25 protein-coding genes, 1 riboswitch and 1 other annotated feature are annotated in these 21,699 nt (G+C 30.5%); of the genes, 18 read left to right on the top strand and 7 right to left on the bottom strand.

Annotated features, from left to right (window positions below; translation table 11 throughout):
• Nucleotides 1-76: 76 nt before the first annotated feature.
• Nucleotides 77-1,069: a resuscitation-promoting factor gene (locus tag J2S72_RS05570; RefSeq protein WP_023056018.1), complete on the top strand. Its 993-nt coding sequence runs from the start codon at nt 77-79 to the stop codon at nt 1,067-1,069.
• Nucleotides 1,070-1,202: 133 nt separating this feature from the next.
• Complete coding sequence (locus J2S72_RS05565; protein ID WP_307495138.1) at nt 1,203-1,556, top strand: desulfoferrodoxin family protein; 354 nt, start codon at nt 1,203-1,205, stop codon at nt 1,554-1,556.
• 575 nt (nt 1,557-2,131) lie between these two features.
• Here J2S72_RS05565 and tadA read toward each other — a convergent pair.
• Complete coding sequence (gene tadA / locus J2S72_RS05560; RefSeq protein WP_036739725.1) at nt 2,132-2,602, bottom strand: tRNA adenosine(34) deaminase TadA; 471 nt, start codon at nt 2,600-2,602, stop codon at nt 2,132-2,134.
• Nucleotides 2,595-3,509 carry a HEPN family nuclease gene (locus tag J2S72_RS05555; RefSeq protein ID WP_307495136.1) on the bottom strand — a complete coding sequence of 305 codons (915 nt, stop codon included), beginning with the start codon at nt 3,507-3,509 and terminating at the stop codon, nt 2,595-2,597. The genes tadA and J2S72_RS05555 overlap by 8 nt, the downstream gene beginning before the upstream one ends.
• 84 nt (nt 3,510-3,593) lie before the next feature.
• Between J2S72_RS05555 and J2S72_RS05550 the strand changes: the two genes are divergently transcribed.
• The 4 genes from J2S72_RS05550 (at nt 3,594) to J2S72_RS05535 (ending at nt 7,062) form a co-directional block, all read left to right on the top strand.
• Nucleotides 3,594-4,151 carry a glycoside hydrolase family 73 protein gene (locus J2S72_RS05550; protein ID WP_023056005.1) on the top strand — a complete coding sequence of 186 codons (558 nt, stop codon included), beginning with the start codon at nt 3,594-3,596 and terminating at the stop codon, nt 4,149-4,151.
• 98 nt (nt 4,152-4,249) lie between these two features.
• A complete protein-coding gene (locus tag J2S72_RS05545; RefSeq protein ID WP_023056062.1) occupies nt 4,250-4,555 on the top strand; it encodes an MTH1187 family thiamine-binding protein in 306 nt (101 codons plus the stop codon).
• Nucleotides 4,555-5,883: a D-alanyl-D-alanine carboxypeptidase family protein gene (locus J2S72_RS05540; RefSeq protein ID WP_307495135.1), complete on the top strand. Its 1,329-nt coding sequence runs from the start codon at nt 4,555-4,557 to the stop codon at nt 5,881-5,883. Before J2S72_RS05545 ends, J2S72_RS05540 begins: the two co-directional genes overlap by 1 nt.
• A 432-nt stretch (nt 5,884-6,315) precedes the next feature.
• Complete coding sequence (locus J2S72_RS05535; RefSeq protein WP_307495134.1) at nt 6,316-7,062, top strand: stalk domain-containing protein; 747 nt, start codon at nt 6,316-6,318, stop codon at nt 7,060-7,062.
• Between the two features lie 85 nt (nt 7,063-7,147).
• Here J2S72_RS05535 and J2S72_RS05530 read toward each other — a convergent pair whose 3' ends face one another.
• From J2S72_RS05530 to J2S72_RS05515, 4 genes are all read right to left on the bottom strand, one after another.
• Entirely contained in the window at nt 7,148-7,774 is a 627-nt protein-coding gene (locus tag J2S72_RS05530) for a response regulator transcription factor (protein ID WP_307495133.1), read from the bottom strand.
• Nucleotides 7,764-9,032 (bottom strand): sensor histidine kinase, encoded by a 1,269-nt coding sequence (locus J2S72_RS05525; protein WP_307495132.1) that lies wholly within the window; start codon nt 9,030-9,032, stop codon nt 7,764-7,766. The genes J2S72_RS05530 and J2S72_RS05525 overlap by 11 nt, the downstream gene beginning before the upstream one ends.
• Nucleotides 9,029-9,181, bottom strand: a complete 153-nt coding sequence (locus J2S72_RS05520; protein WP_023056121.1) for a hypothetical protein — start codon at nt 9,179-9,181, stop codon at nt 9,029-9,031. The genes J2S72_RS05525 and J2S72_RS05520 overlap by 4 nt, the downstream gene beginning before the upstream one ends.
• Nucleotides 9,182-9,348: 167 nt before the next feature.
• The gene (locus tag J2S72_RS05515; RefSeq protein WP_162146346.1) at nt 9,349-10,677 is read right to left on the bottom strand and encodes a hypothetical protein; all 1,329 of its coding nucleotides are present in this window, start codon (nt 10,675-10,677) and stop codon (nt 9,349-9,351) included.
• A 249-nt stretch (nt 10,678-10,926) separates the two neighbouring features.
• On the opposite strand from J2S72_RS05515, the gene J2S72_RS05510 reads away from it, so the two are divergent.
• From J2S72_RS05510 to J2S72_RS05485, 6 genes are all read left to right on the top strand, one after another.
• Complete coding sequence (locus tag J2S72_RS05510; protein ID WP_023055998.1) at nt 10,927-11,583, top strand: SIMPL domain-containing protein; 657 nt, start codon at nt 10,927-10,929, stop codon at nt 11,581-11,583.
• A gap of 327 nt (nt 11,584-11,910) precedes the next feature.
• On the top strand, nt 11,911-12,567 hold the full coding sequence (locus J2S72_RS05505) for a hypothetical protein (protein ID WP_155803751.1): 657 nt from the start codon (nt 11,911-11,913) through the stop codon (nt 12,565-12,567).
• 42 nt (nt 12,568-12,609) lie between these two features.
• Nucleotides 12,610-12,679, top strand: a riboswitch (Fluoride riboswitch).
• A gap of 38 nt (nt 12,680-12,717) precedes the next feature.
• Complete coding sequence (locus J2S72_RS05500) at nt 12,718-13,917, top strand: cation:proton antiporter (protein ID WP_307495131.1); 1,200 nt, start codon at nt 12,718-12,720, stop codon at nt 13,915-13,917.
• Nucleotides 13,918-13,976: 59 nt separating this feature from the next.
• Nucleotides 13,977-14,206: a binding site (T-box leader), on the top strand.
• 64 nt (nt 14,207-14,270) lie between these two features.
• Nucleotides 14,271-15,608, top strand: a complete 1,338-nt coding sequence (brnQ, locus tag J2S72_RS05495; protein WP_023056072.1) for a branched-chain amino acid transport system II carrier protein — start codon at nt 14,271-14,273, stop codon at nt 15,606-15,608.
• Nucleotides 15,609-15,672: 64 nt separating this feature from the next.
• A complete protein-coding gene (locus J2S72_RS05490) occupies nt 15,673-16,968 on the top strand; it encodes a ClC family H(+)/Cl(-) exchange transporter (RefSeq protein WP_307495130.1) in 1,296 nt (431 codons plus the stop codon).
• 1 nt (nt 16,969) lies between these two features.
• A complete protein-coding gene (locus J2S72_RS05485) occupies nt 16,970-17,269 on the top strand; it encodes a cupin domain-containing protein (RefSeq protein ID WP_023056111.1) in 300 nt (99 codons plus the stop codon).
• A 30-nt stretch (nt 17,270-17,299) separates the two neighbouring features.
• On the opposite strand, the gene J2S72_RS05480 is transcribed toward J2S72_RS05485, so the two are convergent.
• Entirely contained in the window at nt 17,300-18,841 is a 1,542-nt protein-coding gene (locus J2S72_RS05480) for an NAD(P)/FAD-dependent oxidoreductase (RefSeq protein WP_023056105.1), read from the bottom strand.
• A 117-nt stretch (nt 18,842-18,958) separates the two neighbouring features.
• Between J2S72_RS05480 and J2S72_RS05475 the strand changes: the two genes are divergently transcribed.
• The 6 genes from J2S72_RS05475 (at nt 18,959) to J2S72_RS05450 (ending at nt 21,643) form a co-directional block, all read left to right on the top strand.
• Nucleotides 18,959-19,885: a DUF4298 domain-containing protein gene (locus J2S72_RS05475; protein ID WP_307495129.1), complete on the top strand. Its 927-nt coding sequence runs from the start codon at nt 18,959-18,961 to the stop codon at nt 19,883-19,885.
• Between the two features lies 1 nt (nt 19,886).
• Complete coding sequence (locus tag J2S72_RS05470) at nt 19,887-20,234, top strand: Spx/MgsR family RNA polymerase-binding regulatory protein (RefSeq protein ID WP_023056115.1); 348 nt, start codon at nt 19,887-19,889, stop codon at nt 20,232-20,234.
• Nucleotides 20,235-20,261: 27 nt separating this feature from the next.
• Nucleotides 20,262-21,002, top strand: a complete 741-nt coding sequence (locus J2S72_RS05465; RefSeq protein ID WP_023056057.1) for a YoaK family protein — start codon at nt 20,262-20,264, stop codon at nt 21,000-21,002.
• Nucleotides 21,003-21,076: 74 nt separating this feature from the next.
• On the top strand, nt 21,077-21,310 hold the full coding sequence (locus tag J2S72_RS05460) for a DUF1538 family protein (RefSeq protein WP_023056011.1): 234 nt from the start codon (nt 21,077-21,079) through the stop codon (nt 21,308-21,310).
• Nucleotides 21,300-21,485 carry a hypothetical protein gene (locus J2S72_RS05455; protein WP_023056049.1) on the top strand — a complete coding sequence of 62 codons (186 nt, stop codon included), beginning with the start codon at nt 21,300-21,302 and terminating at the stop codon, nt 21,483-21,485. Before J2S72_RS05460 ends, J2S72_RS05455 begins: the two co-directional genes overlap by 11 nt.
• 5 nt (nt 21,486-21,490) lie before the next feature.
• The gene (locus J2S72_RS05450) at nt 21,491-21,643 is read left to right on the top strand and encodes a hypothetical protein (protein WP_023056021.1); all 153 of its coding nucleotides are present in this window, start codon (nt 21,491-21,493) and stop codon (nt 21,641-21,643) included.
• Nucleotides 21,644-21,699 lie beyond the last annotated feature (56 nt).

Here is a 21,699-nt window from a genome sequence, read left to right as displayed (position 1 = left end):
TAAACTTTTATAAATTATACTCAAAACTATGAAAAGTTACAAAATAGTAACATTTCATGAGAATTGGAGGTTTTTTATGAAAGAACGAAATATTAACGGGAGAATTAGAAAAATTATCCTTTTGTCCCTATTTGTAATAGCAATTGTGACAATGGGTTTTTCAACAGCTCTCGGAAAAAATGTCGTGCTTAACATTAATGGACAAGAAAAAAATATAGTAACATATTCAAAAACAGTAGAAGAATTTTTAAAAACTGAAAAAATTGAATTAAAAAATAGAGAATTAGTTGATCCGGACTTGGATACAGAAATAGTAGACAAGATGGAAATAAAAATTATTTCTCCCAAGTCATATATAATAAAAGACGGAAACAAAACTCTTATAACTGAAGCTCAAGGAGAGAGCGTAGGCGATGTACTTAGAGATTTAGGAATAGACCTAAATGAATTTGATAGAGTAAATCCCTCAGTTACTGAAAAAGCAACTCAAGGAATGACAATTAAAGTTGACAGAATAGAAAAGAGAAGCACAGAAGAAGAAGTTGAAATAAACTTTGAAAGCAAAGAACAAAAAAATGATCAAAAATATGAATCAGAAGTAAACATCATACAAATTGGCGTAAAAGGACTTCAAAGAAACACCATTGAAACAACATACGTTAATGGAGTTCCTTCAAAAGTTGAAGTTGTAAAAAGTCAAATAATTCAAGAACCCGTTGACGAAATAAAAGAAGTGGGAACAAAAAAACCACAAGCAAAGGGCCTTGAAGGCAAAAAAGTAAAAGCAGTTTATGTAATGCAGGCAACAGCCTATGACCCAACAGCAGGATCAAGAACCGCCATGGGTACTCGTGCAAGAGTAGGTGCCGTAGCAGTAGACCCAAGAGTAATACCCCTAGGATCAAAACTTTACATTGAATCAATGGACGGATTTCCAACCTATGGATATGCAGTAGCAGAAGATACAGGCGGTGCAATAAAAGGTAAAAGAATAGACTTATTCTACAACACCAACGCACAAGCAAACAGATTCGGAAGAAGAAATGTAAAAGTATATGTAATTGAATAATTTAAAAATAAAGCCGCAAAACAACTTGCGGTTTTTTTAATTTAAGAATAAAAAATAAAATTTACCAAGAAAGTGAATAATAAAAAAACATAAGGGTAAATATATAATGGTTAAAAATTTGGGAGGTAAATATATGAAATTAACACAAACAGTACAATCAGGAGATTGGAAAAACGAAAAACACGTACCTGCACTTCATGCAGAAAAATCAGAAGGATGCTTAAAAATTCATGCACTTGTAGGAGAAGAAGTAGAACATCCTAATACTCTTGAACATCATATAGGTTGGATAAAAGTATTTTTCCAACCGGAAGGAGCAAAATTTCCAACAGAAGTAGGCTCATATACATTTAGCGCTCACGGAGAAGAAGAAATTTGTTCTAAACCAGAAGTAAATGTATGCATAAAAACTGAAAAATCAGGTCTAGTTTATGCACTAAGCTATTGCAACATTCACGGACTTTGGGAAAATTCATTAGAAATCTAAAACTTAAAATAAAAAGACCTTATATGGCAATAAAACCTATAAGGTCTTTTTTAATTTGCATAAAAAAAATAAAAATAAAAATGTAGATTTAAAAATAAATTTTAAATCAAATGTGGATTTTGTTTTCTCACCCGACACACGCGGACCGGTAAACCGGTCCCTACAAATCACAAAAATAAATCTTCGCAAATAAATGTAGGGACCAATTTATTGGTCCGACGGCGTCAGCCGAATCAATAGAAATAAAATAAAAAAATGAAAAAAGGTATGTTGAAAATTTTAAAATAAATGCTTCACGTAGAGCGTAAAAATAATTTATAAAAAATGTTAAGCTTTTTCTCTCACATTATACACGCGGACCGGTAAACCGGTCCCTACAAGATTTTCAAGGGTTATGGTGAAAATAAATTTGTTTAAAATGAAAGGATTTCTTAAATAATGTAAAATAAATTTTAATTCAAATATTTATTTTTTCTCCCACGCGACATAAACGGACCGACAGCAAATATCTGAAATTGGTCCGACGGCAAATCCAATTAAATAAAAAGGAATGGAATAAAAATTCTCACGAAAAATTATCTTCCATTCCTTTCTTTATAAAATCTCATTTCTTCAAAAAAATTTGAAATTAATCTGTTGGACTCGTCCTTTAAAACACCTCTTACAACTTCGACTTTATGATTTAAGCCTTCTCTATTTAAGATATTAAGATTAGACCCAGCAGCACCCATTCTGAGGCTGTCACAGCCTATTACAAGAGTTTTAATACGAAATAGGACCATAGCACCGGCGCACATGGAACAGGGCTCTAAATTGACGTACATGCGTCCACCTTCAAGGTGGTAAGTTTTTAAATTTTTCGCCGCCATTTTTAAGGCCCGTATTTCCGCATGCTCTGTGGCATCTTTTAAAGTTTCCTTTAAATTGTAACCGTAACCTACAATTTTATTATCAAGGGTTACTATAGCTCCAACAGGGACTTCACCAAGGCTGTAGGCTTTTTTTGCCAGCCTTAAGGTAAGTTTCATAAAATATATATCATTCATGTTTTTCAATTTCTTTTAAAATATCTATTCCTCTAAGCATTTTCTTAATATTTTTAATGTCTAACAAAATTACTTTTTCTCTTCTTAACTTTTTCTTTTCATTATCCGTCATAAGAGATGTGTTTATAAATAAAACAGGCTTTGCATTTTTTGCATAGGTTCCTGTAAATTCTTTTATTAATTTATCTATGGCATCTTGAGGCAAAGTTTTATGTTCTGGATATTTTTTAACTTCAACGGCGTATCTTTTATTGCCTTTTTTAGCCCAAAAATCAAAGCCTAATTTGATATTTTCATCTTCAAAACCTTCAACTTCGTAACCAGTTTTTTTAAGAGCAATGGAAGCAAGTTTTTCTTCTGTAACCTCAAGATCTAAAATTTTTAAAGCTTTAAGTAAATTTTCAGGTCTGATTTTAAAAATTCCCGTGCAGTCGTCAATTTTATAATTTTCATTTTTAAAATCAAAACCTATTAAAATTCCATCCACAACATTAAAATATCCGTGAGCAATGGCATTTCTAATGTGCCTTAAAAGACTTTTGGTCTTGGATTCATTTTCATAGCGAGTTAAAATTATTTTTTGACAATTGGTGCAAATCTCATCTCTATAAAAATTTACAATTAAAGGATTTATATAGTCTAAAAAAGCCACATCTTCTTTTTTAAGATTCATATTTTCCATTACAATATCAAAGGAAAAATCATCAAAATCTATGGACTCCACCATATCATTTTTTGAAGATTGAATGGAATTTATATTGGGAACATACCAAAGAAGATATTCTATTGCCATAAGCATATCTCGAGAAAGAATTAAAGGATATTCTTTGTGGAAAATTGAATATTTCTTTTTATTTTTGCAATTATCAAACTCAAAACCAGTAAAAGATAAGTCAACAGGCTTCAAAAAATCACCTCTAATTCATTATACTATAAAGCTTATATATATTTTATGACCTATTTTTGATAAAATAAAGGGCAGGGAGGACCTATGGCGAAAAAAAAGAAGAAAAAAATCGGTTGTTTGAGTTTTTTGTTAATTCCCATATTTTTATTTCTTTTAATTGTACAAAATGCTCAGAAAAATCAGATAGATATAAAAAAAGAATACATAGAAAGTACAAAAGATTTAGCAATAGAAGTTTCCAACCAATATGGACTTTTTCCATCAGTAACCCTTGCCCAATCCGCCCTTGAAAGTAATTACGGAAGAAGTAAGCTTTCTTCTGAATATAATAATTATTTTGGCATAAAGGGTAAAAAAGATACAGTAGCCTTGGAAACGGAAGAATATATAAATGGCAAGTCTGTTAAGCAAAAGGAAAATTTCAGAAAATATAAATCCAAAAAAGATTCTTTTTACGATTATGGAAATTTAATAGGAAGTAAAAAGAGATATAAAAAAGTCCTGCAAGCCAAAACTTATAAGGAGGCCATAGGAGAAATAAAAGCTGCAGGCTACGCAACTGACCCTAAATATGCAGAAAAAGTCATAAGAATTATTGAAAAATATAAATTAAATGACTTAGATATAAGCTTTAAAAAGTAAAAATTTTAAATTTAAGAATTACTTAACTTGAGTCTTAAAAAAATCAGTTATACAATAGAAAAAGAATTTTATATTATTTAAAAATTTAAGGAGGAAATATGAAAGTTTGTGAACTTACCCTTGTACCCCTAGGACAAGGAACAAGTTGTTCTAAATATGTAGCAGGAGCTCTTGACAGCATTAAAGACATGGAAGGAATACAATATGAATTAAACCCCATGGGAACAGTAATAGCAGCAGAAGAACTTTCTACACTATATAAAGCTATAGAAATTATGCAAGAATCTGTATTTAAAAAAGGAGCGAACAGAGTTTATTCCGTAATAAAAATCGACGACCGAAGAGACAAAGAAAGAGATTTTCACGAAAAAATCAAATCCGTAGAAGAAAAATTGGAGAAATAATGAAGAAAACTTCCCTTATTTTTTTCCTTGCAGGGCTTTTACTTTTTACTAACCTAACCCTTGTAGAAGGAGCTCAGACTAAGGAAAAAGAAAACAATCAAACAGTCATAGAAGAAAATCAAGGACCAGTAAGAGATCAACCAATACTCGTTCCCACAAAAGAAGGACCCTTAAACGCCACCTTTGAAGAATATAACAAAATAATGGAGCTGGAAAAACTTCCATCTTCAGATCTGGGAAAGTCCTTTTTACTTGGAGACTACAAGAGCGGAAAAATCTTGGAATATAACAACATAGACGAAGTAAGACCCATGGCATCCACATCGAAACTTGTAAGCGTATATGTAATTTTAGATAAAATAAAAGAAGGAAACCTAAGCTTAGATGACCTAGTAACCGTAGATCATGAAAGCTCAGTCCTTATAGGTTCAACCTACAAATTAAAAGAAAACGATCAAAAAACCGTAAGAGAACTTTTAGATGCAACCATGGTAGTTTCGGGGAATGATGCAATAACAGCCCTAAGCAAAAAAGTAGCAGGCTCAGTTGAAAACTTTGCAGTCCTTATGAATGATAAATGTAAAAAACTTGGGCTTACAAACGCACACATGGTAAACCCAACAGGGCTTACAGACTATACCATAGAAGACTATAACAAGATGACAACAAGAGAAATGTTTATCCTTGCAAGAAGTTTAATCCACGACTATCCTGAAATTTTAAACTACTCGAGCATAAAAATCTTGGAAGATCCCCAAAGAAATTATAAAGAATACAACACCAATCCCCTTCTCGGAATACTTCCTCAAATAGACGGACTAAAAACAGGAAACACCAACGCCGCCGGCAGAGTATTAATAGCAACAGGTCTTAACAAGGGAAAAGAAAAAGAAAGTGAAGACACAAGGCTTATAGGAATTGTAACAGGCTCAACAAACGACTTTAAAAGATTTGTCCTGGCAAAGAGAATAATGGAAAATGGCTTTAAAAAATATTCATGGACAATATTAGGAGCAGAAGAAAACTCAAAAGGAAAAATCCAAATAGAAAACGCCCTGAAAAAAGAATATGACGTATATATAGAAAAGCCCATGAGCTTGCTTTTAGATAAAGAAGAAAAAGTTCAAGAAAAAATCCAACTTGACACCATGAAAGCCCCCTTAAAAGAAGGAACAAAAGTTGGAACAATAATTTATTCCATAGACGGAAAAGAAATAGGAAAAAATAATTTAGTAGTAAAAGAAGAAGTGCGAGAAAAGGGAATCTTAAACAAGATTATGCAAATATACAGAGACATCTTTTACAACATGGAAAAATCGGCAGCATAAATAAAAAAATTACCAAAGAGACTTAAGAGGTCTCTTTTTTATTTGCAAAAAAAATATAAAACAAATTCAATGTAGTCAATGTAGGGACCAATTTTGAAGCTCTAACCCGATTTTTTAAAAAAAATCGTGGTAGGTCTCATGCAACTATTTGCCCAAATCTTTGATTTGGTTGCAAATATCCGCTATTGGTCCGGCGGCGAAGGCGAATTAAATAAAAAAATATATAGAAAGATCAAAAAAATTGAAAAAAACATGTAAATGTCATCCTTTCGGGTGATGTGCAAAAAATAAAAACAATCTATTATAAGGATATGAAGGATTAATTACATATTTTTAAAAGGAAAATTAAAAAAGCAGGTATTATAAAAATATAAAAGCATTGAGACTTTCATTTGCAAAAAATTTTTGGGAAAAATTTAAAGGGGTGCTATTATGAAAAATTTAAAGAAAAAAAACATGATTTTAAAATTTATGGTCTTATCTATAATCTCTTCAGCTTTTATTTTAAGCGGATTTAAAGCTTATAAACCTGTAAAAATTTATGCAAATGATGAGCTTATAAAATCAGACCAAGAGCCCTTTATCTTAGATTCCAGAGTTTTTCTTCCCCTTAGGGCAGTGGCTGAAAATCTTGGGGCAAAAGTAACTTACAAAAAGGAAAATAAAAGCATAAATATAGAGAGGGATGACAGTAATATTTATCTTGCAATTGGTGATGATATGGCTTGGATTTCAAATAAAAAAATGGCAGGGCCGGCTTTACTTGATTGTCCCCCCATTATTAAAAACAACAGAACTTTTCTTCCTTTAAGGTCTGTGGCTGAACTTTTGGGAATGATTGTAGAATGGGATGGAAATATAAGGGCAGTCTATATTAACGAAAAGTCAAATTTGCCTAAATACATTAATGAAAATAATGCAGCTAGTGAAGTTTTACTAAGGTTAAAAGAACTTCAAATTATTGATGACAAGGCTTATGTTACTGATGTTAAGAAATATTCAGTAAAGTTTTTAGATGAAAGTGACCAAGGTTATTTTGTAAGCGTGAGAAAGGACAATCCTATAGATAAGGACTTGTCAGAGCTTGTTGGACAATATTTTATTAATGACGTTGGAACTTTGCTTTTAGAGTACGATCCACTTAAGGACGATTTTAAATTATTAATTGGAGTTAATTAAAACAAAAAGGGCTTTAGTGGAATATATTTTCCAATAGCCCTTTTTAAGTTATTCAAATTATTTTAATTTTTAAAAAATTATAAAATCAATCATCCTCTATTACAAAACCTGTAATGCGAGCTTGTATTGCAAGTTGTGTTCGAGTTTTAAAGCCTGTTTTATTTAAAAGGTGTCCTATGTGAGTTTTCACTGTATTTTCTGAAATTTTTAGTCTTTTCGCAATTTCTTCATTACCAACTCCTGTTGTAAGAAGACGAAGGACTTGAATTTCTCTTGGGGTTAGGTCAGCTGAGTCTACAAGTCCAAGTTTAACTTTTGGTGTTTCTTCAGGATAAATGGATTCTCCACATAGAGTTCTTTCAATAATTTCCAAGATTGTTTTTTCGGAGACTTCTTTATACCAAAAACTTTCAATTCCTATTTTTTTTGCTCTTTCCATCCAAGAAACTTCAGGCATACTTGTTACGGCTATTATTTTTAAGTCTGGTTTCAGTCTTTTTATTTTTTCCGCTGCATCAAGACCGTTAGATCCGTCTTGCATGAGTATGTCCATAATTACCAGGTCTATGTCTCCATTTAAGGCATAGGTGTCTGCAAACATAGCACTGTCTATAGAGTGTACGACTTGATAGTTGGGAGATTTGTCAATATAAAGTTTAAACAGTTCTCTTGATACAAATTGATCGTCTACAATCATTATTTTATAAGTCATAATTTTCTCCTTTAAGCCAAGATAAATCCAGTTTAAAATTTGGGTCTGTATAGATTTTCATTTCTCCATTGTAAATTTTTAAGCGTTGGCGAATATTTTTAAGTCCGCCTTTTTCTTCAAGAGGCAGTTGGGGAGCTTTGCCGTCATTTATTATTTGACAATAAACTTTTGAGTCGTCTTCTTCCAAATTTATCCAAACATTTTTTGCTTCTCCATGTCTTATGGCATTGTTTAAGGCTTCATGGACTATGCCAACCAGGATATTTAAGTCTCCTTCTGATTTTGGAAGTTGCCCTTTAAGATGGATTTCAACATCTATGGCTTTGGCTGTAGAGATTAGCTTTTCCCATGAAGACTTAGTTGAGGTGGAATCTTTTTTTTCTTTTAAAATCAAAAGACTTTCTTGCCAAAGTTGGATTAATTTATTTCTATCTTCTTTATTTTTATTGGGTTTTTCCAAGTAGTGTTTAAAATAAATTAAAGATTGACCAATTTTGTCATGGATATTAATTTTTGCCTGCAAAATTTCTTTTTGCCTTGTGTATTGGCTAACATTTTTTTGATAATCTTTAAGGCGAAGATTGGAGGCTTTAATCTCCATGTTTTTATTTTTGATCTTTTCTAACAAGTCCCATTCAAGGCTTATATCATAGGCTAAGGTTTCTCTAACTAAGTTATGATAAACAATTTCTATGAGCCAAATTTTATTGTCGCTTTCAATAATTATGGGATTGTCTTGTAAAACACTTGCTTGGGCTTTAATTTTTTTCTCTCTTACGGCTTTTTCACAGGCAAGATCATTGACAAGTCTTTTGCCGAAAACTTGGTAGCTTATTTCTTGCATTTTTCTGTTGACCAAAAGAGGTGTTCCATCTAATTTAGAAAAGCATATTCCGTCAGGAAGATTATCCATACTTTCTTTTATGGAGTTTTTTCCTATTTGTTTCTTTCTATCGTTTAAAATTTTTTTAATAAAGAAAATTTCCAGGAAAAAAACACATAAAATATAAAAAATAAAGCCATATATACTGGAGTTTAAAAAAATCTTAGCTATAAAGATTTTTCCACTACCGATTTCTGCTAAGGTTTGTGCAGGTAAAAGACTTGCCAAGGAAAGCAGAAGACTGTATAAAAAGCTATAGGATTTTATTTTAATGTCAGACCTTTCTACGGCAACTTCTATGCTAACGGTTAGAAGCAAAAGACTTATGATAAAGATAACTGAAAGATAAAAGTTGTTTAAACTAAGTAAAGTCATTCAATCACCCCTTTAATTTTAATAATCCAGTAGGGATTTTCCTTTTCCAAATTTTCAAAGACTGAAATTTTAGATTCTGATTCTATTTTTTTAATAAGTTTTTCTATAGAGAACAATTTAGAAGAATTTATACGAATTATAAGCTCCAAATCAGTCTCATTTTTTTCAAACAGTAAAGATATGGAATAGAGAAAATTAAGATGAAGTTCTAAAATATTTTGAAAGATTTCGTAAATATAAAGACAGCTTTGTGCATCTAAGCTATCTTCTACCTGCCAATCAAAAAAAACTTCAACACCTTTTAACTTTAAATAATCTAAAGATTCCCAGAAAGCAAGGCGAACTTCAGAGAGGGGAAGATTTTTTTATTTTTTGAAAGCAAAAACAAATTTGAATATCTTTTGATATAAACGTTAAAGATAGAGGCATTCTTTAGAGCTTTTTCAAATTCAAATTCATTTTCTGGCAGATGTTCTATTATTTTTTTAAGATGGTTAAATTGAGGATTTAGTTTTTTGTCAATGTAAGACCTTATTTCATTTTGCTCTTCAAGTTTCGCCATATTTTCTTTAAGTTTATTGTCTGCAATAAGAAGGTCATTTTCATTCATTAAATTCTCGTTTAAAGCAAAAAGTTTTCTTTTAAGAGAATTAAGTTCTTTTAAGTTGATAAACCAAAATGCTATGCCACCATTAATTGTGGCACTTTCAAGAAGAGTATCCTTATTAATAAGGCTGGGGTTTCCCAAGGCTTTTTTTATTAGGGATGGGCTAACCTTGGGACCTTCCTTGGGAGAAAAAACAATTTTTTCATCCAAGTTCATTATGCCTATATTTAGAGAGGACAGCTTTAAAAAACGGTCATAGCCCCTGTTTGAAGGCAATAGTCTTGTAAACACTAAAGATTCAATAAATAAAATGACAATTAATATATTAAACTCTGCACTTTTAAAAGAGATTTTAATAAAGTAAAAGTATTTCCAATCACTGATGTATAGAAAAGTATAAATTGCCCAAATAATTAAAATTAAATTAGGAATCAATATACTTTTTAAGCTTGTTGTGCTTAAAGCTGGTCTAAACGTAAGAATTACAGAGCCGACTCCTAAGATGCTTATATAAATAAGTATTATGTAAAAAAGGGGGCCATATTGACTTATGCCGTTTTGAGTTGATGTGAAAGCTAAGTTATGAAAATCATTGGTCAAAATAAGTAAAATAAATGTTTCTGTGGGGATCCATAAAAGATTCCACCACTTATTTATAGGCTCTCTTTCAGATTTTGCAATTAAAAGACATGTAAAAAATACAAGGTGAACTATATTTAGAGAGAAAAAATAGTAAAAGTTTCTAACATGATTCATAGCCACAGGATTGTTAATTAATATTTCGTACTTTAAAGTTCTCGTGGCCAGGTAGCCAATAAGCAGAAAACTGATACTCCTAATGCGGGTTATAGAAGAAGTTCTCAAAATTCTGTTTTCCATGTTACGTTTCCAAAAGAGAATTACGTAAGTATATAAAGCGAAGACCGGAACATTGACAGAAAAGTTAAGCAAATGAAAGTATTCCAAAATATGTAATAGAGCTGCCATAAGGACAAAAACTATGGACAGGCAATAGGTGAAAATTTCTTTGCGGTACATATTAATCTCCTTTCATTTAATCTAAAATTTATTAGGGTAAAAAATTACCCTTTTAAAACAATTCTATTTTTATTTATTATATCAAAATAAGTTAAAAAATAATGAATTAAAATAAAAGTCTTAAGGGAAATTTACCAATAAGAATTAAAAAAATGTAAATTAAATATATAAGGTATTTTTACAAAAAATCTTTATTATTATAAAATAAAAATAGAAAATATATAAATTATAAAAAGGGGGACTTAATTTATGGAAAGAACAATTAGAGTTAAAGGAATTGGAAAATTATCTGTTAAGCCGGATACTATTAGAATTAATATGGAAGCTACATACTTAAGCCCAAATTATGAAGGAGCCCTAACACAATCTGCAAGTGATATGCAAGATTTAAGAAATACAGTTGAAAGCGCAGGCCTTGATTCCAAGAATCTTAAAACCACGAGCTTTTCAATTGATTCAGAATATGAGGGCTATCATGATAAGGAAAATAATTACAGAAGAAGATTTTTAGGTTATAAATACACTCACTTCTTATATATTCAATTTCCTAGTGACAATAAAAAATTGTCTAAAGTATTGACTGCACTTGCGAAAAGCCATGTAAATGTTGAATTTTCTATAAAATATACTGTAAAAGATACGGAAGCGGCAAAAAATCAATTACTTGCTAAGGCTGTAGAAGATTCTAAGAGAAAAGCTGAAATATTAGTTGAAGCTAGTGGGCTTTTTTTAGGAAATTTAATTTCTATTGATTATTCTTGGGGAGAAATAAAGATGTTTTCAGAGCCTATGAACAAGTCCCTTATGTCTAAAAATTTAATTTATGAAGCATCATATAACTTTGAAATTGAACCTGACGACATTGATATGGAAGATACAGTTACTTTAATTTGGGAAATAAAATGATAGGCAATATGTTTAAAGGGAAAAGATATTTTAATAAATACTATAATTAAAAAGAGATGTAAGATGAGCTTAAAAAATAAAAAATTTATTTTATCTTTAATAATTTACTTTTTTTCTTTTGTTTTCACATATTTTTTATTTTTCTTTATTGAAAAAATTTATTTTATCCCAATTTTAAACAACTCTATAATAATTTTTAATTTTATAAGTTTTATCTCTTGCCAAATATTTTTTGTAATAAATTTATTTAAGCTTAAAAATAAAGAGTTTTTAAAAATATTATTTTTTATTTTAATTGTAATTTTAGCCTTCCTCTGGCTGTATATTATGGCAATATTAAGTATTTTTGCCGTCAAGGATAATAATCCTTTTTTATTTGAGAATCAAAAATACTATTATGTAAATGAAGGTTGGCTTGATCCTTATTATGAGATATATAAGAAAAAATTTTTTACTATGGATAAGTTAAATGAAAAGGAAATTGAAAAGATTTTTTCTGATTTAAATGATATAAAAGATGAAGGGGCAAGGGATATTTTAAAAATTATTAAAGAAAAAGGTAAACCAGATATTAAAAATAAAACACCAAAAGAAAAGGTTGATACAGGCAAAGAAAAAGAAGCAGAACCAGAAATAGCTGATGACGATGTAGCAGAAGAACCTTTAAAAGAAAATGAGGAAGAGGATTATAAAAACAAGCAAAAAATTGTGGATAAATTTTCTTTTAAAGATTCTAAGAAAATTGAAAATTCTGATTTTGCCCTATTGGAAGTTGACCATGCAGGGCCGAGGACTCATTGGTTTTTTGTAAAAATTAAGGATGAAAAACTTATTTTTATTTCAGAATTAGAGGACACAAGTCCAAGTTTTGAAGGTAAGGTTGACCATAAGGGAAATATATATTTAACTTTTAAAGATATTAATGGAAATATTAATAGATATAAGTCCCAGGACGGGGGAAGGACTTGGGAAACTTATAAATAAAATTTTAAAAATTTTCTTGTTTTTATTTTTATTTTTAATATAATATTTTTTGGGAATGAAGTTCTCCCAAGATTTTTCTGAACTGCTATAAGCTGATGACTTCTGTATTTTAACGGAAGAGTCAGCTTTTTTTATTTTATAGGAGGTTTTATGTTAATATCCCTGGGTTTAATATTATTAATTGGAATGGGCCTTGCACAAGTGTGCAAAAAGTTAAAAATACCTAATATTATAGGAATGCTCTTTACGGGCATAGTTTTGGGACCCCATTTTTTAAATTTATTGGACAATAAAATTCTTTTAATTTCTCCGGAGCTTAGAAAGATGGCTTTAATTGTAATTTTAATAAAGGCTGGTCTTTCTCTTGATATAAAAGATTTAAAAAAAGTTGGACTTTCTGCTGTTTTATTATCTTTTTTGCCGGCAAGTTTTGAAATTTTAGCCTATGTAATTTTTGCAAGGATTTTTTTATCTATGACTTTAGTTGAAGGGGCCATGCTTGGAGCGGTTATGGCTGCTGTTTCTCCCGCAATTGTAGTGCCAAGAATGGTAAGACTTATGGAGGAGGGCTATGGGGTTAAAAAATCCATTCCTCAGATGATTTTAGCAGGGGCTTCCTGTGATGATATTTTTGTTTTGGTTTTATTTTCCTCATTTTTTTCTATGGCAAAGGGTCAAGATCCTAATTTAATGAGCCTATTTAAAGTCCCTCTTTCTATTATCATTGGGATTTTATTAGGGGCATTAGTCGGTTATATTTTATATTTATTTTTTGAGAGTTTATATGAAAAAGATGAATATATTAGAAATACTGTAAAGGTTATTATTATTCTGGCAATTTCTTTTATCCTGTGTTCAGGAGAAGATTTACTTAAGGATATAATTCCTTTTTCAGGTCTTTTAGCTGTGGTTTCCATGGCTTCTCTTATAAGAATTAAGTCCAATGATTTTGTAGTGGAAAGGTTGGGTCAAAAATTCGGAAAGCTTTGGATTTTTGCGGAAATTTTATTATTTGTCCTTGTGGGAGCTGAAGTTGATATAAGCTACATGACAAAGATAGGTCCATTGGGACTTATATTAATTTTTGCAGGTCTTATTTTTAGAAGTCTTGGGGTATTTATTTCAGTAAACCCAGGAAAATTAAAAAATAAAGAAAAATTGTTTTGCATTTTTTCATACCTACCCAAGGCTACAGTTCAGGCTGCTATAGGCTCTGTAGCCTTAGGAGCGGGTCTTAAAAGTGGTATGGCAATATTATCTATGGCTGTTCTTGGAATAATAATTACAGCGCCTTTAGGAGCCTTTTTAATTGATTTGTCTTATAAAAAGTTTTTACAAAAAAATTTTTAAATTCTATTTGACAGGAGAGAAAAATTATATTATTATTCTCACAATAGTTTAAATTTTATAATAAAAATTTGAAAAAACGAGTAGGTCTATGGAAACTTACAGAGAGTGAGCGGTTGGTGAAAGCTCACAGTTAAAGTGGATTCGAAAATCATTTTTCTTTTGCAAGTCTGAAAATAGTAAGATTTGACGCTTTGGTAGGCGTTATCTATACCCGGCATTGATTGATGCTTGAGAGCTTATTATTTTAATAAGAATAAAAGGTGGTAACGCGGAAAATTTCGTCCTTTGTCTATAAGACAAAGGATTTTTTTATTGCATAAAATTTAAATTAATCAAAAAAAAGGAGATTTAAAATGAAAAAATTAACAAGAAGTGAGTTTTTACAATTAAGCATTATGTTGTTTGGTCTGTTTTTCGGAGCCGGCAATTTAATTTTTCCGCCCCTTTTAGGAAATCAAGCGGGTTCTTACACTTTCACTGCTCTTTTAAGTTTTGCTGTAACGGCGGTTGTTTTTCCCGTTATAGGAGCTATAGTAGTTGGTAAAACGGACGGCCTTTCAAACTTGGCAAATAGAGTGGGACCTGTTTTTTCTATTGTTTTTACAACAGCAATTTATATATCCATAGGGCCCGGCTTAGGTATACCAAGAGCGGGAAGTGTTCCTTTTGAAATGGCAATAGCTCCTTATATTCCTCAAGGTTTTAATATAAATCTTGCAAGGCTTATTTATACCTTTGTATTTTTCTTAGTTGCCCTTTTAATTTGCCTTAAGCCTAATGAACTTGTAAAAAGAGTTGGAAAATATTTAACTCCTGCCCTTTTAATTATGATTTTTTTAATGTTTGTGAAAATTGTTTTTGTAGGCAAGAATATAAGCGGTCCTGTTGGAGATTATGAATCATCACCCTTAGTTAAGGGATTTCTTTCAGGCTATGACACAATGGATGCCGTTGCTGCTTTAAATTTTGGATATGTAATAGCTCTTGCTATTAGGAGATTTGGAGTTGAAGATAAAAATCAAGTTACAAAATATACAATAAAAGCTGGAGTTTTAGCTGGCCTTGTATTATTTATAGTTTATGCAATGTTAAGCTCAATAGGTATGTTAACATCAGGAATGTTTGCAGGATCTGAAAATGGAGCAGTGGTTCTTACTAAGGCAATTAAACTTGCTTATGGAGATTTTGGTTTATTTTTACTTGCAGGAATATTTACTCTTGCTTGTTTAACAACTTGTGTAGGACTTATTACCAGTGGAGGAGAATATTTCCACCATTTATTTAAGGAAAAATTGTCTTATAGGGCTTGGGTTTTAATTTGGACCTTTTTCTCCTTTGTTGTGGCAAATTTCGGATTAAATAACTTACTTGCATTTTCAGTGCCTATTTTAATCTTAATTTATCCTGTTGCCCTTGTTTTAATTGTTATGGGTATAAGCCACGACTATGCAAATTACACGAGAGCAAGTTATTTAGTAGCTGCATTTTTTTCCGTAAGTCTTCCTTTTATACAAATGCTTGATAAGACTTTTAAAGTAAGTCTTCCCCTATTTACAGACTTGGAAAAATCCCTTCCCTTAGCAGCAGAAGGTCTTTCATGGCTTCTTCCAACTTTTGTAGCACTTGTTTCAGTAAGTCTTTTAAGGAAGTTTTACGATTTGATATTTTATAATGGAAAGGAAACTGCATAAAAATTTTCTCCAATAAAAATTATTTGTTATAATAGAAACGATATATTTAAAGGAGATGTAAATTTTGAAACAATTAAAGAACGAAGAACTAAGATGGGTGCAGATTAATTTTAATTCTTTATTTTTGTTTTTTCTTACAGGTATTTGCACAGGCCTCGTTATAACTTTTTATAAGGTGGGCATTGATAAGTTTGCAAAACTTGTTACAGGGTTTTTAAAAAATTATGGCTCTAGTCCCATGGGAAAAATAATTTTTATTTCAGCCTTTTTCATAATGGCAAGTATAATTTATTTTTTTACAAAAGTTGATCCCAATATAAAAGGATCGGGAATACCTATAATATTCGGTGTACTTGATAAGAAATTCAATGTAGACTGGAAAAAAACTTTACCTATGAAATTTTTCACCAGTATAGTTACAGTTGGTTCTGGTTTAACTTTAGGAAGAGAGGGCCCTTCAGTGCAAATGGGAGGTCTTGTAGGTCAAGCTGTTCACCAAATAGGTAAGTCAGTTGAGGAGAGAAGAGTTTTTGTTGGGGCTTCATCAGGAGCGGGTTTTGCCGTTGCCTTTAACGCTCCACTTTCAGGTATTATGTTTGCCGTTGAAGAAATTTATAAAAAAACAAATAGAAAGATTTTTTTAAGTTCTTCAGTTACAGTTTTTTCTGCAATAATAATTTCAAATATGTTACTTGGAAATCATCCTACTCTTGAAAATATTCCAAAGATAAAAGCTCTTGGACTTTCAGCTTACAGCCATATATTTTTTCTTGGACTTTTAACTGGTCTTTCGGGAGTTTTGTATAATAAGGTAATTATAGGCAGTAAAAAATATGGTGAAAAAATCAAAATTAATCCCTTTGTAAAATTTGTGATTCCTTTTTTAGTAACTGCAATTTTTTTACTTATGGATATAAATTTATTTGGATCGGGAGAACATTTTATTTTTTATCCCCTAAGTCAAAATGCTGAGCCTTTAAGATTAATTTATTACTATTTTATGAAATTATTCTTACTTGCCATCATCTTTGCCGTAGGTTGTCCTGGAGGAAGTTTGGTTCCTCTTCTTGCTATGGGTTCTTTAGTTGGAAATATTTATGGCTCAATCCTTGCAGGTGCGGGAATAATCACACCGGATTTAATTCTTACTTTTTCAATCTTAGGTATGTGCGGACAATTTTCATCTATAGTAAGAGCTCCTTTAACAGGAATAGTTTTAATTCTTGAAATGACAGGAGGCTCTTTTGACTATCTTTTAGCAGTAGCAATAGTTGCCATGCTTTCCTATACTCTTGCGGAAAGTCTACATTCAAAACCATTCTACAGTCACCTTTATGAGATGATGGTGGGAAAAAATTAAGATGAATATTTTTGATTTTAAAGAAGAAAAAAGAGAAAATGAACTTATAGATATTTTATGTAGAGAGAAAAATTTAAGAATAGAAAGAATTTTATCCTACGGACAAACAAGTGACTGGATGATACAAGATGAAGATGAATGGGTCCTTGTTATTAAGGGAAAGGGAATATTAGAGTTTGAAGATTTTTCCCTTGAACTTAATCCGGGAGAGAGTTTTTTCATAAAAAAAGGACAAAAGCATAGAGTTTCTTATACATCGAAAGAAGAAACAACTCTTTGGCTATGTGTATTTGTAAAATAAAAAGCTTAACTTTTAAAGTTAAGCTTTTTTTTAATCTTCAAGGATTTGTATTGCACATTTAAGTCCGTCTAAAGCAGAAGAAATAATTCCTCCCGAATATCCAGACCCTTCTCCAATAGGTCTTAAATTTTTAAATTTTAAAGTTGAATAATTTTCTCTGTCAATTCTTATGGGACAAGAAGTTCTTGTTTCAATTCCTGTTAAAATTACATCTCCGTCAGCAAAACCGGGTATTTTTTTATCAAATTCTCTAAGGGCTATTTTTATTGAATCATTTATTATTTGGGGATAAATTTCATTTAAGTTTGCAAATTTATATCCAGGCTCATAAGAGGGTTTAATCTTGCCTAAATTTTCGCTTACCCTATTTTCAAAAAAATCTGAAAGTTTTTGAACAGGAGCAAAAAAATTTTCGCCACCTAATTTAAAAGCTTTTTCTTCCATTTCCCTTTGAAATTTAATTCCTGAAAGATTATCTTTTCCTAAGACATTTTCCCCTATTGCCATTACAATAGCTGAGTTTGCATTTTGACCATCTCTTTTGTGAAAACTCATTCCATTTACACAAAGTCTATTTTTTTCACTGGAAGCTGCAATTACATATCCACCAGGGCACATGCAAAAAGTGTAGACAGAAATATTTTTTTCTTTGTTAAAATAATTTAACTGATAGCTTGCCTGGGGAAGTCTTTCATCTGCAATTTTATACTGACATAAATTTATATCTTTTTGTAAATGTTCAATTCTAAAGCCGACAGCAAAGGGTTTTTGACTAAGATCAATATATTTATTAAGCATAAAAAAAGTATCTCTTGCGGAATTGCCCAAAGCAAGGATATATTCATCAGCAGAGTAAGAATTTTTGTCTGTAATAAGAGAAATTATTTTTCCATCTTTTATGTTAAGGTCCACAAATTTTTCCTTAAAAACAAATTCTCCACCAAAACTTTCTATTTTTTTTCTTATGTTTATTATTACCTTTCTTAAAAGGTCTGTTCCTACGTGGGGCATTTGCTCATATAAAATTTCTTCAGGAGCCCCATTTTCAACTAAGATTTTAAAAATTTCACGAGATCTCTTATCCTTAGACCGGCTGGTAAGTTTTCCGTCTGAAAAAGTTCCGGCACCGCCTTCACCAAATTGAATGTTGGACTCTTCATTTAAAGTTTGAGTTTTTAAAAATTTTTCAATACTTTTAAGTCTGTCTTCAATTTTTTCTCCTCTTTCAATAATTGTTACCTTTACATTTGTTTTAGCTAGAGCATAGGCACAAAAAAGACCTGCTGGACCTGCTCCTACTATTATGGCTTTTTTAATATTATTTTTATTTTTTAGTATAAGTTCTTCTTCTGAAAAGTCGCAAATATTATTTTTTAATTTTTTTCTGATTTTTTCGTCCACTTTTTCATCAATTAAAACTTGATATACATAATAAATTCCCTTTCTTGCATCAAGGGATTTTTTGTAAATTTTAAAAGAATTTATTTTTTTATGAATTGTTTTTTCTATAGCCTCTTTGATGGCAGAGGTATCTCTGTCAAAGGGGACTTTTATATTTTTTATAAGAAGCATATAAAACCTCCCTTAAAATAATTTTATCAGAAAAAAAACTTTATTAAAGTTTTATGGATTAGATTTTAACAATAAATGATATAATTTATAAAGAATAAAAAGTAGGAGGAGATAATTATGAGAAAAAACATAGGAATTAAACCTTATCTTTTGCCAATGCCGGTACTTGTTATAGGCACCTACAACGAAGATAAAAGTCCAAATGCCATGAACGTTGCCTATGGTTCTATGAGAGATGACAAAAGCATTTCCCTCTATATAAACCCTGTTAGAAAGACTATAAAAAATGTTTTAAGAACAAAAGCTTTTACGGTAAATCTTGCAGATATGGAACATTTACTTGATGCAGATTACATTGGAATTGTTTCTGGAAATGAAAATAAAGATAAACTTAAAAGAACCAGCTTTGAAGCTATAAAAAGTGAATTTGTAGATGCTCCTATAATTTCTTTCAGTCCTCTTTCCATAGAATGTAAATTTGTAAGTTATGATGAAAAAGACCACAGACTTGTGGGCGAAATTGTAAATGTCTGTGTAGAAGAAGAATTTATTGATCAAGACGGAAAAATTAAAACTGAGTCTATGGATCTTATAACCTATAATCCAGTAGAAAACACTTATAATCTTCTTGGGGGTTTTGTTGGAAATGCTTTTGCAAGCAAAGAGATTATGGAAGATGAAAACTTGGATATGGAAGCTGAAGAATACAGCGAAGAATATTTGAAAAAAGATCTTGATAAGAGAATTAAAAGAATAACAAAGATGGAAAAGATTATGGAAGAGCTTTCTAAAGTTCAAGAAAAGTTAAACGAAGCCTTAGATGAATTTGAAAATTTTAAAGAAAAAGCCAAGGCCTTTGACGACTATTATTCATCTGAAAAGTGGATGGAAGATTATAGTGCAGATGATATGGGACTTTTACCAGAAGATATGGAAAGGGGAGTTTTAAATGAAGATATTCCCTATGACGTTCTTGGAGAAAATTATAATCTTGCCATGAGAATGAAAGATTTATCAAGAAATATTTTTAACGAAAGGAATTAAAATGATTTTTATTTGTTATAAAAAATGTACAACCTGTAAGGGTGTTGAAAAATTAATGCAAGAAAAAAATTTAAAGTATGATTTAAGAGAAATTGATAAAGAAAATCCGAATCAAGAAGAAATTAAAAAGTGGCATGAAAAATCCGGCCTTGATATTAAAAGATTTTTTAATACAAGTGGAAAAATTTATCGTGAAAATAATTTAAAGGAAAAACTTGAAAAGATGACTCTTGAAGAAAAATATAAACTTTTGTCCACAGACGGTATGCTGGTTAAAAGACCTATTCTTCTTGTGAAAGATAAGGTTTTTGTTGGCCCGGATGTAAAAAAATATATTGAGAGTTTATAAAATTTTATTTTGAGGTTTATTTTTTAAATGGATTTAAAAATAAATTACAAAAGTAAAAATGAAATGTCTGAATCTTTTTTAACTGCCGCTTTCTTATCAATTTCAGGTGGTTTACAGGATATGTATACCTATATTGCAAGGGGACATGTTTTTGCCAATGCTCAAACGGGTAATATTGTCCTTATGAGTGGCAGTTTATATGAGGGAAATTTTTCTAAAGTTTTTGCCTATTTTATTCCAATCTTATTTTTTTCTTTTGGAGTTATTGTTGCTGAATTTATCAGGAATAAATTTAAAAGTTCAAGAAAAGTTCATTGGAGACAAAGGGTTTTAATTATTGAAATTTTTCTTTTGTTTATAGTGGGCTTTTTACCTGAAAAATTAAATTTAATTGCAAATTCTCTTGTATCTTTTTCCTGTGCCATGCAAGTTCAGACTTTTAGAAAAGTTAATGGCCATTTATTTGCAAGCACTATGTGTATAGGTAATATTAGAAGCGGAACGGAAGCACTTTTTGCATATTTTAAAACAAAAAATAAAAGTATTTTGGAAAAATCTATCCAATATTTCGGCATAATTTTTTTATTTGCCGGCGGAGCTGTCATAGGTGGAAGACTTATTGGTTTTTTGGGCTTAAAAACAATTTGGATTTCTTGTTTTCTCTTATTTTTAAGTTTTATGCTTATGTTTATTAAAAGTGAAATTGAAGAACATCCTGATATTAAAGAAGAAATTAATGTCATAGAAGAGGAAATTAAAAAGTTTTAAAGCTTTAGACTTGCAAAAGGTCATGTTTTTACAATAGGATAGATCTAGGTTTTATGTTTTTAGGAGGCGATTCTTTGATATTTGAAAAATTTAAAGAAGTTTTTGCAACAGTTCTTCCTATTTCCATTTTAGTTTTATTTTTACATTTAACTATAACTCCTTTGGAAGGGAATATGTTTATTCGCTTTTACTTAGGAGCTTTTTTTATAATTATAGGTCTTACGGTTTTTTTACTGGGAGTTGATATAGGAATTACTCCCAGAGGAGATTCTTTCGGCACAAATATTGTTAAGAGAAATGGGCTTTGAAGGAGGAACAATTTTTCTTGGAAGAGGAACTGCAAATAAAAATATTTTCGACTATTTGGGTTTAAATGATAAAAAGAAAGAAATAGTTTTAATTATAGGCTATTCTTCAACAATAAAAAAAGCTGGTCAATATATTTGCCAAAAACTTGAGTTTGAAAAGCCCATAGGGGGATAGCCTATGTGGAAAATGTTTTGGGAGTATGGGGATCGGAAACCTGTGAAAACCAAGGAGAAATTTCAAAGGAGGGAGATTTTATGTTTAATGCAATTTATACAATTGTAGATAGAGGGCTTGCAGATAATGTTATTCAAACCTATGGCCTGGTAAAATAAAGAAAAAATATAAAAAATAATGAATTTTAATTAATTATAGTTAAAGTTCATTTATT

This window comes from Peptoniphilus koenoeneniae, from assembly GCF_030812875.1.
In the GTDB taxonomy this organism is placed as follows: Bacteria; Bacillota; Clostridia; order Tissierellales; family Peptoniphilaceae; genus Peptoniphilus_B; species Peptoniphilus_B koenoeneniae.
This window is presented reverse-complemented; position numbering and strand designations above follow the sequence as displayed.

Excerpts from the sequence above, each read along its gene's own strand:
- J2S72_RS05505 (WP_155803751.1), top strand. The coding sequence starts at position 11,911 with ATGGCAATATTAAGTATTTTTGCCGTCAAGGATAATAATCCTTTTTTA.
- J2S72_RS05475 (WP_307495129.1), top strand. The coding sequence starts at position 18,959 with ATGAGAAAAAACATAGGAATTAAACCTTATCTTTTGCCAATGCCGGTA.
- J2S72_RS05525 (WP_307495132.1), bottom strand. The coding sequence starts at position 9,032 with ATGACTTTACTTAGTTTAAACAACTTTTATCTTTCAGTTATCTTTATC.
- J2S72_RS05570 (WP_023056018.1), top strand. The coding sequence starts at position 77 with ATGAAAGAACGAAATATTAACGGGAGAATTAGAAAAATTATCCTTTTG.
- J2S72_RS05530 (WP_307495133.1), bottom strand. The coding sequence starts at position 7,774 with ATGACTTATAAAATAATGATTGTAGACGATCAATTTGTATCAAGAGAA.
- tadA (WP_036739725.1), bottom strand. The coding sequence starts at position 2,602 with ATGAATGATATATATTTTATGAAACTTACCTTAAGGCTGGCAAAAAAA.
- J2S72_RS05545 (WP_023056062.1), top strand. The coding sequence starts at position 4,250 with ATGAAAGTTTGTGAACTTACCCTTGTACCCCTAGGACAAGGAACAAGT.
- J2S72_RS05510 (WP_023055998.1), top strand. The coding sequence starts at position 10,927 with ATGGAAAGAACAATTAGAGTTAAAGGAATTGGAAAATTATCTGTTAAG.
- J2S72_RS05485 (WP_023056111.1), top strand. The coding sequence starts at position 16,970 with ATGAATATTTTTGATTTTAAAGAAGAAAAAAGAGAAAATGAACTTATA.
- J2S72_RS05550 (WP_023056005.1), top strand. The coding sequence starts at position 3,594 with ATGGCGAAAAAAAAGAAGAAAAAAATCGGTTGTTTGAGTTTTTTGTTA.
- J2S72_RS05465 (WP_023056057.1), top strand. The coding sequence starts at position 20,262 with ATGGATTTAAAAATAAATTACAAAAGTAAAAATGAAATGTCTGAATCT.
- J2S72_RS05480 (WP_023056105.1), bottom strand. The coding sequence starts at position 18,841 with ATGCTTCTTATAAAAAATATAAAAGTCCCCTTTGACAGAGATACCTCT.
- J2S72_RS05500 (WP_307495131.1), top strand. The coding sequence starts at position 12,718 with ATGTTAATATCCCTGGGTTTAATATTATTAATTGGAATGGGCCTTGCA.
- J2S72_RS05515 (WP_162146346.1), bottom strand. The coding sequence starts at position 10,677 with ATGTACCGCAAAGAAATTTTCACCTATTGCCTGTCCATAGTTTTTGTC.
- J2S72_RS05455 (WP_023056049.1), top strand. The coding sequence starts at position 21,300 with ATGGGCTTTGAAGGAGGAACAATTTTTCTTGGAAGAGGAACTGCAAAT.
- J2S72_RS05470 (WP_023056115.1), top strand. The coding sequence starts at position 19,887 with ATGATTTTTATTTGTTATAAAAAATGTACAACCTGTAAGGGTGTTGAA.
- brnQ (WP_023056072.1), top strand. The coding sequence starts at position 14,271 with ATGAAAAAATTAACAAGAAGTGAGTTTTTACAATTAAGCATTATGTTG.
- J2S72_RS05540 (WP_307495135.1), top strand. The coding sequence starts at position 4,555 with ATGAAGAAAACTTCCCTTATTTTTTTCCTTGCAGGGCTTTTACTTTTT.
- J2S72_RS05535 (WP_307495134.1), top strand. The coding sequence starts at position 6,316 with ATGAAAAATTTAAAGAAAAAAAACATGATTTTAAAATTTATGGTCTTA.
- J2S72_RS05565 (WP_307495138.1), top strand. The coding sequence starts at position 1,203 with ATGAAATTAACACAAACAGTACAATCAGGAGATTGGAAAAACGAAAAA.